The 13,878-nt window shown below is 65.9% G+C and carries 7 protein-coding genes; 1 reads left to right on the plus strand and 6 read right to left on the minus strand.

The genetic code is table 11. The annotated features are described in order from the left end of the window. Window positions 1–82: 82 nt before the first annotated feature. From HMP06_RS11595 to HMP06_RS11620, 6 genes are all read right to left on the minus strand, one after another. Window positions 83–4,015 (minus strand): hypothetical protein, encoded by a 3,933-nt coding sequence (locus HMP06_RS11595; protein WP_176497222.1) that lies wholly within the window; start codon window positions 4,013–4,015, stop codon window positions 83–85. Further along, on the minus strand, window positions 4,015–5,784 hold the full coding sequence (locus HMP06_RS11600) for a hypothetical protein (protein ID WP_443026481.1): 1,770 nt from the start codon (window positions 5,782–5,784) through the stop codon (window positions 4,015–4,017). The genes HMP06_RS11595 and HMP06_RS11600 overlap by 1 nt, the downstream gene beginning before the upstream one ends. Before the next feature lie 2 nt (window positions 5,785–5,786). Then, a complete protein-coding gene (locus HMP06_RS11605) occupies window positions 5,787–7,742 on the minus strand; it encodes a heme-binding protein (protein WP_176497223.1) in 1,956 nt (651 codons plus the stop codon). Further along, window positions 7,742–9,124: a multiheme c-type cytochrome gene (locus tag HMP06_RS11610; RefSeq protein WP_443026482.1), complete on the minus strand. Its 1,383-nt coding sequence runs from the start codon at window positions 9,122–9,124 to the stop codon at window positions 7,742–7,744. The genes HMP06_RS11605 and HMP06_RS11610 overlap by 1 nt, the downstream gene beginning before the upstream one ends. Before the next feature lie 73 nt (window positions 9,125–9,197). Then, on the minus strand, window positions 9,198–10,055 hold the full coding sequence (locus tag HMP06_RS11615) for a FecR family protein (protein WP_176497224.1): 858 nt from the start codon (window positions 10,053–10,055) through the stop codon (window positions 9,198–9,200). 11 nt (window positions 10,056–10,066) lie between these two features. Continuing rightward, window positions 10,067–11,272 carry a hypothetical protein gene (locus HMP06_RS11620; RefSeq protein ID WP_176497225.1) on the minus strand — a complete coding sequence of 402 codons (1,206 nt, stop codon included), beginning with the start codon at window positions 11,270–11,272 and terminating at the stop codon, window positions 10,067–10,069. A gap of 382 nt (window positions 11,273–11,654) precedes the next feature. Between HMP06_RS11620 and HMP06_RS11625 the strand changes: the two genes are divergently transcribed. Then, window positions 11,655–13,871 carry a CHASE2 domain-containing protein gene (locus HMP06_RS11625; RefSeq protein ID WP_176497226.1) on the plus strand — a complete coding sequence of 739 codons (2,217 nt, stop codon included), beginning with the start codon at window positions 11,655–11,657 and terminating at the stop codon, window positions 13,869–13,871. Window positions 13,872–13,878 lie beyond the last annotated feature (7 nt).

Consider the following 13,878-nt stretch of genomic DNA (forward strand, 5'->3'; position numbering starts at 1 on the left):
AATCAGGTCCCGACCGTAGGATATCACCACGTTTTCCCACAGCCTCCACCATTTGCAGACCTTCCGGTTGTGAGTGTGCGGCCTAGTGGTGGGTCGTGCCTACCGCCGCGCGCCACGCCTTCGTGTCGACTGTGTCATCGACTTTCCACACCGACCCGCCGCGCGTCAGGAACAGGCGCTCCATTTCGGGGCGGGTGAAGGGGCGCGAGCCGAGGCGGCCAAACACCGCGATCTGGCCGCCGGTCTCGTCCACCGCGCGGTCGCGGTCGAGGCCCTTGGACAGGGCGAGCGCCGGGGTAGGGGTGCGTGCCCAGGCGATCAGCTCGGGTTTGGGGGCGGGGGAGAAGCCGTAGAAGTTTGGCTGGCTTGCAGGCGAGGTCAGTTGCACGACCTTCAACCCGTTCCGGCCATCGGCGACATAGGCGAAGAAGGACGCGTTGGTCGCGCCAACGATCACGTCGCGCGCATCGGTCATTTGCCCGCCGAAGGTCGTCTGGAGATCGCGCAGAGGGCGGCGCGGATTGGTCACGTCAACGATCACCAGCCCGTCCGCGCCAGCCGCTACATAGGCATAAGTGCGCGCGAGATAGACGCGCTGCGCATTGCCGAGCGGGATCGTGCCCGATGGGACCGCAACCGGATCGAGCAAGCGCGTCACGTCGAACAGCTTCACGCCCTCGGCATCAGTGACCCACAAATAGCGGAACTGGATCGCGCTCGCCCGCGCATCCTTCAACGGCCGCGCGGCGGCGAGGCGGGGATGCAGCGGATCGACAAGATCGACCACGACCAGCCCGACATCGGCGGTAATGTACGCGACCGACCCGGCGAGGATGACATGCCGCGCGCCCTTGAGCAGGCCGTCCGGGTTCCACGTCACGGCACGTTTCAGGAAATTGTTGCGGAACTCGCCATCGGCCATCGTCTCGACATTGACGAGGATCAGGCCCTCTTCGGCATCGGTGATGGCGGCATAGCTGTAGATCGGCGCGAAGGGTTGCTCCTCGTTCGCCGCACGCATCGCCGCCGTATTGCGCAAGGGATTGATCGGCTGGTCGGTCGGCAGCGCGATGCACGTCGCATTGCGCGATGCGACATGCGCATTCTGTCCGAGCTTCGAAAAGGGCGCCGAGACGATCGGTCGGGAGAAGCCCTTATTGGCGACCGAGGCGACGTCGTAGACGCGGAAACCCCCGCGCCCCTCGGCGACATACATGTATTCGCCGCGCATTTGCAGGCAGTTGACGGCGTCTGTCGTCCCCTGAACGACGTTGCGGAATTCTTCCTTCGGACGCGTCTCACCCGACAGTTTCTTGTCGAAGGTCTTGCCGCGCACCCAATCTTTCAGCTCGCGGCCATTGCGCTCGACATGCATGCGGAAATAGTCGGGATAAGCGTAGCGCTGCAGATACGACCCGATCACCGCTTGCGGCTCGTCCCATTCGGTCACTCGCACCGCCTCGAACCCGCCGGCCAAGCCAGTCCACGCGTTCAGCCCGACGAAATTGACCTGATTGGTGCCGAGCAGCAGCAATTGCGCCATGATCGCATTGTTGTCGTCCTGCTTGGACAAGTGACAATCCGAACAGGTCTTGGTCTCGGTCGTGCGTACGGTGTGCGGGAAATGCGGGGCGAAGGCCTGGCTGGAGAAGCCGATCGCGCTGATCGGCGGTTGCTGGATATAGATCCGCTCGCGATTGACGTTGGTCGAGGACAGGATCAGCGCCGAGCTGCTGCGCACGGGGGTGGTGACGTTCCCCTTGGTCGTCATGCCCTTGCCGAGCAGGAAGACATCGTCGCGCGCGACTTGCGGGTTGTAGGTCGCGAAGTTGCGGGTTTCCTCGCCGTTGAAATGCTGCGTTGTGGTTTTCCAATTCGCCTCGACCGGCAAGTGGCAGCCGCTGCAGCTCGTCGTCCAGCTCAAGTGGCAGGTGTAGCAGGTGACCTTGTCCGCGCCATGCGCGCGGTTGGCGGGGGTGATGCCCGGGCCGAAGGCGAATCCGTTGTCCGCGCCGTCAGCGCTCATCAGCTTCGCGCGCGCCGCCTTGGCGTTGAAGAAGGGGCTCGCTGGATCGACGCTGTCGCGCACGAGACGGACGCGCCATTCGAGCTTGGGGTCGACGATCGAGCGCTGGATCAGCGTTCGCCTGCCGCCCGCATCGGTCGACCATTCGAAGCGGCGTTGCCCGTCGGGATTGCGCAGCAGTTCGAGATTATTGCCCCTTGTTGGCGCCGCAGGACCCGAGGTGCGCAGCGTCGGTTCGGCATCGGCGGTGCCGTGGCAATCCTGACAGCCGATCTCGACCGCATTGGCGACCTCGCCGTAAATCAGGCCGTTACCATGGCTGTCCTGCGCGAAGTGGCAATCGGCGCATTGCATCCCCTTTTCGGCGTGGATGTCCATCAGATGGACTGCCTTGCCGGGGTTGATGCCGGGGGGGACGAACTTGGGCTCGCCCGCCTTGCGCCATTTCTCGGGGTCTTCGGGTGCGACGATGTTGCCCGCCGCATCGAGCAGATTGCCCGCGCGGTCGCGCTTGAAAACGCCGCGGAAATTCCAGCCATGCCCGTGATAATCGGCGAATTGGGTGTCTTTCAGCGTCGGGTTGAGATCGTAGACATTGCGCAGGAAGTCCGGATCGCCCCAATTGCCGCGCACGGCGGCGGCTTCCGGGTTACGATCGGCGGTTTCGCGGACTTCGGCGGCGGTGGGGTGTTTCTGAACCTTCGGCCACATCGCGGGCGCATCGGATTCATAGTCCCACATCGTGTAGCCGAGGTAGGAATTCACGAACATATTGGGCTGATGCATGTGGCACGACATGCACTGCGCGGTCGGGATCGCGCGGGTGAAGGCGTGACGTAGTGGGTGGCCATTGGCGGGTTCGACGAGTCCGCCATGCCCTTTGGTCTTGGCGGCGATCGTCGGGTCGGCGGTGACGCTCTGCCCGTCGCGACCGGCCTCTGCATAGATCAGGCTGTGGCGCGGTTCGCGGTCGTTGGCGTAGATTACGTGGCAACCGGTGCAGCCCGACCCGCGATAATCGCCGGGTTGCTCGTTCGTGCCCATGAACCACATCAAAGGATCGTTGAGGCGGGTCTTGTGGATGTTGAGCACGGGGATGGCGACGCGCAGGCCCGTGCCGGGGCCGCGATTGCTTTGCTTGAGGTCGGGGCGGCCGGGTTCCTCGAGCCGCTGGATCGCGCCCGTAGGGTTGGGCAGACCGACTTCGGCAAATTGCGTCAAGACGTTGCGCCCGCCGCGTTCGAACACGCGGAACACATCGCCCGGTGGCGTCACCTGCCACGCCGGGAGCGGATAGAGCGCGGCGAGCGCGCCGCGCTTGGCCTCGGCGGGGGTGACCGTTCCCGGCGGCGCACCCGGCGACACGATTTTCGCGGGCTCGCCGGTCGCGGTATAGCCTTCGCCGAAGATGTACGATTTCAGCGGGGCGATGCCGTTATTGTAACTCGCCCCGCCCCACAGCATCGCACCCGATGCCATGATCGATCGCTCCGCCGCCTCGATCGTCGCGGCATGGCACGCCCCGCACGACAGCCGCGCGACGCGGTAATCGCCGGGGTTGACGAAGCGGACGAAATCGGGCGCCTCGCGGTTGAGCAAGGTGTAGCTGCGCTTCGGATTGGCGGAATCGGGCCAATGCCAGCTTTTGGGATAACGCGGGAGAACGTGCGCGCGGTTGCGCGCGGCGAGATAGGCCGGGTCGGTAAAGCCGCGCGACGGATCGCCCACCACGCGCGCATCGCCGCCGTGGCAATCGGTGCAGCCGAGCACGACGGCGGGGGAAGCGTGCATCGACGGCTCGTCGCTCTTGGTGTGGCACGACGCGCAGCCTTCGGACTTGGCGGCGGCTTGCTCGGGCGTCTGGCTCACCGGTGCAGCAAAGCTCGCAGCATAAATGCGCGGTACCGGCTTTTCCGCGTCGCTCGCGCGCAGCATCGCGGCGGGGATCAGCAGCGCCAGCAGCGCGAGGAGGAGGCCGGAGCGCCGCATCAGTAACTCAGCACCACATTGGCGAGGATCGAATAATAAGCGCGATTTCGGTTGCTGCTCGCGAACAGGTCGCGAAAGCCCGCGCCGGGGATCAGCGTCGCCGCCGACAGCCGCGCGACGATGTTCTGCGTCGCCTTGGGCCGCCAGATCGCCGCCGCCGACAGATCCCAGCCAATGTCGCGCGGGATGCTGCCTTCGTTGCGCAGCACTTGCAGCGTCGTCGTGTTCGCGAACCACAGATGGTTGGTATTGGCCGACACCCGCACCGCCGGCGTCAGATCGAAATCCGCGCCCGCCCCCACCAGCACGGTGCCGGGATTGTTGAAATTCGACTGGCCCTGTTCTTTCGACGAACGCAGCGAATTGAGCACGCCGTTGCGCGCGTTGAGCGACACTGCGCGCCCGCCACCCGCAAAGGGGATCGACTGGCGGATCCAGTAACTCGTGTCGGCACCCGCAAAGACGGGATTCTCAAAGATCGCGTCGAAGCCGCCTTCGCGGTCGTCATAGGCATTGCCATCGCCGCTGGCGTAGAGCGCCGATAGGCGGAAGCGCATCCAATCGCGGTCGTAGCTCAGCTCCGCCGCACCGAAATAGGCGCGGATCTGCGCGGGACGGCCGGTGAAGAAGCTGCTCCGGTCCTCGCCGAGTGCGCCGTACGCCGACGCGGTCACATTGATCCGCCCGATCCGTCCATCGGCATTATAGCCGAGATAGACGACGTCATAATCGCGCCCGCGCAAGCTGCCGAGCAGAGCCGGTCGGACCGGAAATCCATTGGTATCGACTTCGATCCGGCTCGCCTCGCGGTTCCGGTTATAGACGGCGGTCAGCTGGCTGGTGAAACCCGGGATCAGGAAATCCTGCCGATAGACATTCGCCGCCAGCACCCAATCGTCGCGCGGGCGCTTCAACACGCTGTTCAGCCCGGAATTGGTGTCCTTCTCCAGTCGCCAAAAGGCCGCGAGGTTGAACTGGAAACGGTTGCCGTCGCGATTGCCGAACAGCCGCACACCCAATTGCTGATCGTTGAACAGGAAGCCGCGAAAGTCGCTCTGGAACGGCTGGATGCCGACGCGGACCGACATGAAATCGTAGCGATCCGAGGTGTTGCGCAAATGATAATCGACGAACGCCTCTTGCACGCCGATGAAGCCGTCGAACCGGTGGCTCGGCTTGCTCGGGTTGACCGACAGCACGCGGCGTCCGGGCACATTCGCGTAATTGAGGTTGAAGGCGAGGCTAACGCGATATTCGATCTCGGGCGGCTTGAACGCGGTCGAGCCCTTGGTGAGCGACGCGCCGACGATGAAGGTCTGCGATGCGACATAGCTCGCGTCCTTGCCGAATATGTCGAGGCTGCCGGGGCGCTCGGTCGTTTGCACGCCGACGGGAATCGGGAAGGTGCGCGGCTCGAACACCGTGTCGCTGACCGCGCTCACCGCAAAGAACCAATCGTCCTCTTTGATCGGAAGCCATTTCACCTTGGCGCGATCGATCGGGCGGTCGCCCTTTAGCGTGTTCTGATTGTATGGGTCGAACCAGCGTTCCTTGATCAGCCCGAGCGTCTCGATCAGCCGCCAGCGATCGGGCAGCGGGATCTGATCAGTCGGAAAGGCTTCGGGCGGCGGCGCGCGGACCGCGTCCTTGTTGGTCTGCACCATGGGATCGGGGAGCGGCTTTTCATAGCCTGGCCGCCGCCGACCCTCGATCGTCTGCGCCGGATCGGTCTGATCGGTCGCCTGTCCTGCCAGCAGGAGCGCCACCAAGGCTAAAGTCCCTGGCATACGTTCTGCGCCACGGTGTCTAGGAAGGGTGCGAACGGGCAATTGACGTAGCGCAACCGGACGCCCGCGGCGACCGGTACGACGATCGTATCGGCACGGATCGCGAGCGGCGCATTGCCGATCCCGCCGACGCGCGCAGCGGCATTGGCGACGCCCAGAAAGCCGATCATATCGTCCTGATCGATCCCGTCGCCCGATACCCCGATCGCGCCGACCAGCACATTCCCACGATAGATCGGCACCGATCCGGGGAAGATTTGAATGCCGTTCTGCAACCGATTCTGCCCGGTCGCGGCATCGGGGATGAAGCTGCAACGCTGCGGCGTGTCGCTCTCGCTAGCGCCCGTGACGAAGCCGAGATGCTGCGCGAGGTTGGTCAGGATCAGCGCCGATTGCAGCCCGGTCGAGAAGGGATTGAACTGTGCGATCGGGCGCGAGAACGGGCCGTTCGGGCGGCCGACCTCACCATCCGGGAAATAGGGTCGTGAGAGGTTGCCGCCCGCGCGATCCGAAAAGGCGATGGCGCCGGTCAGCGCGGTCGGATTGTTGAGGAAGGCGCGCGCGGCGGGCACGAAACTGCGCACATCCGCGCTCGGATCGGTGAGAAATTGCGCGCCCGCTTGGGTGCCCGAGAAGAAGGCTGCGGTGCGCGCTTTTTGCAGCGACACGTCGGTGCCGAAGATCGGCGCATCGGGCGAGCGTACCACGCCGAGCACGCTGCCGCGCGTATCGACCAGCGATATGCTCACTTGCGCGCGGCTGTCGAGCGGCTGTCGGATCTGCGCGCGCGCGCGGGTCATCACGGTAAAGGCTTCCTGCAGCAGGGCGGTGGCCTCGGTGGCAGTGATCGGTTGGGTCACGTCCACGCCATCCGTCCCCCCGCGGATCGGGAAGCGGTTGGTGCCGGCGCCGTCGGTCAGGACGAAAGCATCGCGATTGCTGAATTCAGCAGTGGTCGCCGCGCGGATGCCCGAGCCTTCGCTGCCATAGACCGCGCCCGCTAGGATCGCCGGGAGCGGCGTGCCGAAATAGCCGCGTACCGCGACCAGGCTGCCGAGCGCCGGGTCGGTCGCCGCATAACTTGCGCTGCCGTTGGTCAGCAGCGCGCCATAGGCCGCATCGGAGTAGCGTAATAGCGTGCCGTCGACCGTGATGCGGTCGGCTAGGATCGCGGACGGCGCTTCGAAGCCTAACGTCGCGGCGAGCGCGATCGCTTCCTCCGGGTCGCTGTCGACATTGGTGATATCGGGATCGAAGCCATACACCCCGTCCGCCATCACCCCGACGCCGCCGACCAGCACGCCATTCTTGTAGAGAGGAAAGCCGCCGGGATCGGCGGCAAGGCCGAGCGGCGAGCGCTTTGGACCGATCAGCGCCGCACTGCCGACCGGTCCGTAGCGGGCCGCCAGATCCGAGCACGGCAATTGACTGAACTGCACGCCGAGCAACGGCCCGCTTTCGAGACCGACCGCTCCGGGGGCAGGGGGGAAATGCTGCTGGACGATCTCGCTCGCGGTGCGCGTCGAGAAAGCGTTGCCGCCGCTGGAGAGATAGGCGCCGGTCACCGCCTTGGCGATGGCACCCGCTTCGGCCGGGATGCTGAGGTTCTGCGCGTCGATGCTGGCCCCGTTGGGGGCGGGGCTGGTCGTGGCGGTGGCGCGTGCGCCGGTCATGCGGAACACCGCCAGCACATTACCGACGCGGTCGGTGACAGCGATGACCGCAGGGAGCGACCGCGCGCGCGCCTCGGCGGCGGCATGGGCGACGACGTTTTGGACATCGGCGACGCTCAGCGCCTCGCCGGCCGGTATGGCGTAGAGCGCGGTTGGGCTTGGTGTCGGCGTCGGTGCTACGATTGCGCTGGAGGTGCCGCCACCACCACCGCTACATCCCGACAGGATCAGCGCCACCCCGCTAAGCCAAGTGCCCGTATGCCGCATCACCGCAGCACCCGGATCGCGCGCACCGCGTCGCGCAATGCGCTGCGAAACTCGGCAGGGCGATAGCCATTGGGTTCGCGCACGGCGACATAGGCGCGGTTGATATTGACGCGAATCCCGGCTGCCGCACCGATCGTGATGCGCCCTTGCTTGACCAATGCATTGAGCAAAGTGTCGACTGCCATCACCGCTTGCGCCGAGCCGGTATAATCGGTGAAGCGCGGCTCGAGCGTCGGGCTGGCGAGCAGGTCGACCATCGCGAAGGCCGTGTCGCCTCCGGTCCCGCCTGCGGCAATGCGATCGGCAAGGGCAGATGCGGTCGCCGCCAATTTGCGCCCTTCGGCAACCGCCGCCGGTCGATCGCGTGCGAGCGCTGCGTGAAAGGCGCGCGCATCGGCGTCGAACCGCCCGGCCAGCGCCGGTGCCGCGACGCGCGCGGCGGCGCTGAGCAGGATCATATTCTCGTCGTTGAACGGCGGCATGCCCGCTGGGATCGGGCGACCGGGATTGCTCTCCCACGTCCGCGTCCGCGTCTCGCGATCGTAGATCGGGCGATGGCAGCTGTGGCAGTCGAAAAAGCTGAATTCGGGGAAGGCACCTTCGCTGCCGCGCGCCGGATCACCATAGAGCGTCAGCGCGCGATTGACCGCAAGCGCTTGGCCCACCGCCCACATTTGCACGCCGTCACTGCGACCCTTGCGTGCGGCATAATCGGCATCTTCATTGTGATGCTGCTGGAGTGTCGAGAACAGGTCGAGCTCGAAGCTCAAGCGCGGGTGGCCGGCCGACATCATGCGGTGCGTAACGAACTGGCCTGCGCGACCACTGCCGAGATGACAGTCGAGGCACACCCCCGCCCGCACCGTCGGTCGATCGAGCGCAATCATCCCGCGCGACACATTGGCGGCATGGCTTGCGCCTACCGCATAATGCGACGCGATCCAGCCCGATGCTGGGCCGTGGCATGCCTCGCACCCGACCCCGTCACTGGCGCGGAAGCGAGGTCCCCGCGCGGTGGCGGGGGTCGCATGGCACCCCAGGCATGCAGGTGCTGCGCTCGGATCGCCGAGCCCCAGCGTCGCGGTGATTTGCCGGGCGCGCGTGCCCGACAGGATCGTGAAGGCGCGGCTGTGCGCGCCGCCTTGCGTCGAGGCTTCCTGCCAGCGCGCGAGCTCGTCCTGCCGTACGATCTTGCCGTCGGCTTCGAGCCGACCATGGCACATCGTCCCGCCGCAACTCGCCACACCTTCAAACAGGCGCGGCGTGTCGGCAAACGACCAGGCGGGGACGAGCAGCGAACCCGCGAGCACCGACAGAGCCAAGACAAAGCCGGTCAGCGCGATGCGTAGCGACGACCCCGTCCTGTCCTCTTTGCGTCCCACGCGCGCTGCCCCCAAACCCCGCCGAGGCGCACCCTGCCAGAAGCGCGTCACGCGCGCCACTGCCCGCTATGGTTCACGGGACCTGATTGGGGGGCACGATCGGGCTAGGGAGCGGGTCGCCTCCGTTCTGACGTTCGCCCCCGCGCTCGAAGAACTGATCGACGATCGGGTTCAACACCAACGGGTTCGCGCCAGCGGGCAAGCGCCCGCGTTGCGCTTGTAGCAACGCTGCGAGCATTGCCGATCCGGCGTCCGACAGACGGAACGGGCCGATCGGGGCCTGTCCCGCAGCGGGAACGAACAGCGCCAGACCCTGCGTCTCGATCGGAACGGTCGCGTCGCCGACGGTAACGTCGATCGCGCCGGCGGCTTCGCCGCTCGTGGCGCCGGGGCCGCGCAGCAGGATAAGCGAGGCAGTCTCGGGATCTGCCTTATAGCCGGCCGGTACGCCGGCTTCCTGCGCGGCGATGCGGATTGCGTCCACGCCGACCGCGCCCTCGACGATCGTCCCGCGAATGCCGATCGAGGCGACGGGCGTGCGGATCGCCGATTGGCCCGGGTTGGCGTGCAGGGCCTTGCCCGACATGAAGCGGAACGCGCCCTTCGTCACCGACAGGCCGACGGCGCTGGCCTTGCGATCGGGATCGTAGAGGAAGCGATCGACCTTGATCCGGGCGTTGCCCCCGACAGTGAAGCTGGTGCGGTCGAGGAACAGCACTTGCAGCACGCTCGCCCGTCCGGTCTGGATGTCGTTGCCGAGCGAGACGCGTTCCTTGACCACCGCCTTGTGCGGCGCCGGATTGGCTTGCGTCGTCATGCGTACGTCATTGACGACGGCGGCGTTGACGCCGACGGTCTGCGCGGCAACGGGAAGCGGGAGGCTTGCGCAAAGCAAGGCGAGCGCGGTGAAATGTCCGGGCCGATCGGCCATGCTGTGCCTCCTCATTGGCCAAAGTTCCAGACGAGCCGCAATTCGCCGCCGACGCTGTGATAATCGACGAGCGCGCTCGCTTTATTGTAATCGCGCGCGGTATAACTCACCGCCGCCTCGATATTGAGCCGGTCGACGATCGGCACGCCAAGCGCCGCGCGCGCGAAATAGCGGGTCTCGATCTGGCGTGCACCGAGCGCGGGTGTGCGGAACGCAACGTGCCGGATCGTGGCCGAAAGCGCGCCGTACAGGCCCTGCGCGGTGAGCGGCACCCGTACCGCGCCGAAGACGCGCCCGCCGGTATAGCCGAGTTGGCGCGTGTTGGCAGTCTTGTCCTCAAACGCTGCACCCAGCGCGTAAGTGACACCGCTCAGCGTGCTGCCCTGCAGATCGAGCGCCAAATCGTAGCGCGTGCCGTTGCGCGAGAAGAGCGCGGTCGAGCCGGCATAGTTCTGGTGGACGACTACGGCCTCAAATCCGATCCGGCTGCGCGCCGAAACCGGGACGGCCGCGCGCGCCGCACCGCCAAATTCGGCGACGAAATCGCGTCCCGCGATGCGGCCATAACGCCCGAAGAACCCGCCCGAAAGTTCGACATTGCCCTCCGAAACGCCATAGCCCAGCTGAAGGTCGCCAATTTGGTAATCGAGGTCCGCGCCCGCGACTCTGTTCTTGGTCAGCGCGGTCAGGCGCCCGTATAAGAAACTGCTACCGCTCGGGATGCGCCCCGCCAGATCGAGCGATCCGATGAACGAGAAGCCGTCATCGCGAACGCCCTTGAAACCGGGCAGTGCGAATTGCACCGCGAGCGCCCCCAGCGCGTCGCTATCATAGGCCATCCCCGCCGCGACTTGCCCCGAAAACAGCGCCGCGCTGCCGCTTCCAGCGGGACGCGGCAGATCACCACAGGCGCGCTGGGTCGCGGCCCAAGCGGTGTCGCTGGCACCGATCCCGTTCAGCTTGGCGAGTTCGGTCGTTGCACGCGGGCGGTCGCCGAGTTTGCAGAGCAGCCCGACATAGCGCAGCCGCGCCGATGCCGTCGCGGTGATCGACCCTTTGAAGAGCGCGCGCTCCAGCGTGGCGGCTGCGCCCAGCAGATCGCCTGCCTCTTCCTGCGTGCGGGCAAGCGCGATCGCACGGTCGGGCGACCCCGACGCATCGATGATCGAATCGAGATCGGTTTCCGCCTGTTGCGCCGTTGCAGGTGCTGCAAGCAACAGCCCTCCTCCTGCCAACGCGATACAGCATCGCCTGGCGCGCTTTTCCCACCGACTCATGTGACCCCCTTCTTTGCATGGAACATTTCATCGTGTTTCCCGACACTTGAAACGTCCAACATTCGCCCGTTACTACCGTACCCGACAATCTTACGCGCACTGATATGGGAGAGAATAGGACCGACCCGACATTTGCGGCGATACCCACGACGGGCATTGGTCGGCTGTGCTTGACGTCGCTGTACAGTACCGCGTTCCGCGCTTGGGCGAAAGGCTTGGTTCGCCTTTCTGCGGAAACTTGGTATTCGAGGGTCAGCTGACGTCCAGCGTCGTGGCCTGGGGACTAGGGTGCCGCCGGATGGGGAGACGGGCGATACGGGGGGTGTTTCACCATCTGACCAACAAGCGCGGCGCGATCCTGATCGGGCTGGCGGCATTGCTGAGCGTGCTTACGCTGCAGGTCGCCGGGTTTGCCGGGACCGATCGGCTGGGTCTTTTGCTGTTCGACCGGTATCAACGGGCGGCACCGCGTGCGTTCGAGGATGCAGGCGTTCGGATTGTCGACATAGACGATGAGTCGATCCGGCGGCTGGGGCAATGGCCGTGGCCGCGTACCGATGTTGCGGCGTTGGTTCGGAAGTTGACGGCGGCGGGAGCGTCGACGGTGGCGTTCGATGTTGTGTTCGCGGAACCCGACCGGACTTCCCCCGCCTTGCTGGCAAAGCGTGTCGGACTGGAGGGCGGGGCGGCGCCGATCGTCGCGGCGCTCGCGGCGATGCCCGATCATGATACAGCCTTCGCCCAGACTTTGCAGGAAGCACCGAGCGTGCTCGGCTATTTCCTGACGCGCGAGGGTAGTGCGGCGGCGATGCCGCCCAAGGCGGGGATGGCGGTCGTCGGCTCGCCGCCGAGTGCGGGCGTGCCGCGTTTTCCGAACGCGATCCAGCCACTTGCCCCGTTACGCGATGCGGCGAGCGGCGGCGGCTTCGTCAGCCTGATCGGCGATGCCGACGGGATCATCCGCAAGGCCCCGCTGATTGCCTTTCAGGGCGATCAACTGATGCCCGCACTGTCACTCGACGCCTTGCGGACGGCGCAAGGGGCCGGGTCGATCACGGTCAAATCGAGCGACGCGAGCGGCGAATATGGTGGCGAGGGCGAGGTCGTCTCGCTCAAGACCGGGCGGTTCGAAGTCCCGACGACGCATGCCGGCGAGCTGTGGATGTATTACACCGCCCCGCACCCAGAGCGCGTGGTGCCCGCGTGGAAGATCCTCACCGGGCAACTGTCGGCGTCCGAAATGGAGCGCGAGTTTTCCGGGCGGATCGTGTTGATCGGTACCGGGGCGGCGGGGCTTCGCGACCTTGTTGCCACGCCGGTGCAGGACCGCGAACTGGGCGTGATGGTCCATGCCCAGGCGATCGAGCAGATGGTGCTCGGCAAATTCCTCGTGCGGCCCGATTGGGCGGTGGGGCTGGAGCGGTCGTTGCTGCTGGCGCTCGGACTCATTCTGGTGCTGGCGCTGCCGCTGATCGGCGCGGTGCGCGGGGCGGTGCTTGGCGCGGTGCTAGTGGGCGGCGTCGGCTATGGCAGTTGGTACGCGTTCCGCGCGGACGGATTTCTGCTCGATCCGACCTATATCGTCCTCGGGCTGTCGGCGGTTTATGCGGTCGAGACGGTATGGACCTATTATCGCGAGGAGCGGCAGCGCGCCTATATCCACCGCGCGTTCGACCGCTATCTTTCGCCCGACATGGTCAAGCGCATCGTCGACGATCCGGGGCAGCTCGAACTCGGTGGCGAAGAGCGTGAGATGACCGTGCTGTTCTGCGACATTCGCGGTTTCTCACGCCTGTCGGAACAGCTCGATCCGCAAACCATCATCCGCTTCCTGATCGCGTTCCTGACGCCGATGTGCGACGTTTTGCTGAACCGCAAGGCGACGATCGACAAGTTCATCGGCGATGCGATCGTCGCCTTCTGGAACGCACCGCTCGACGATCCCGAGCAATACGCCAATGCCGCGCGGGGGAGCCTCGCGATGGTTGAACGGCTCGCCGCGCTCAACCGCGATTGCCCGCCGGATTGGCCCGGCAACGTGCAGATCGGGATTGGGCTGAATGCCGGGCCGTGCTGCGTCGGGAATATGGGGTCGGCGCAGCGCCTGTCCTATTCGCTGATCGGCGACACGGTGAACCTCGCCTCGCGGATCGAGGGGCTGACCAAGCTGTTCGGCGTGCAGATCGCGATCGGGAGTGCGCTCGCGGCGCATTTGCCGGACTTCGCGGTGCTGCCGCTCGGGCGCGTGCGCGTCGTCGGGCGCGCAGCGAGCGAGACGGTGTTCGTGCTGCTGGGGGATGAGGCGCTCGCGCAAGACGCCGCCTACCGCGCCTTCGCGGCGGGGCATGGGGTGCTGTTCGATGCATATCATGCGCGCGATTGGGCCGGGGCGGCAGCGTTGATCGAGGCCGGGAGCGATCCGGCGGCGGGGTATGGCCTGGCGAAACTGTATGATTTGATGCGCGACCGGATTGCGGGGTTTGCGGTCGATCCGCCGGGCGCGGATTGGGAAGGCGTATTCGAGGCGACCGAGAAATAGGCTTGGC

The organism is Sphingomonas sp. HMP6, from assembly GCF_013374095.1.
GTDB lineage: Bacteria > Pseudomonadota > Alphaproteobacteria > Sphingomonadales > Sphingomonadaceae > Sphingomonas.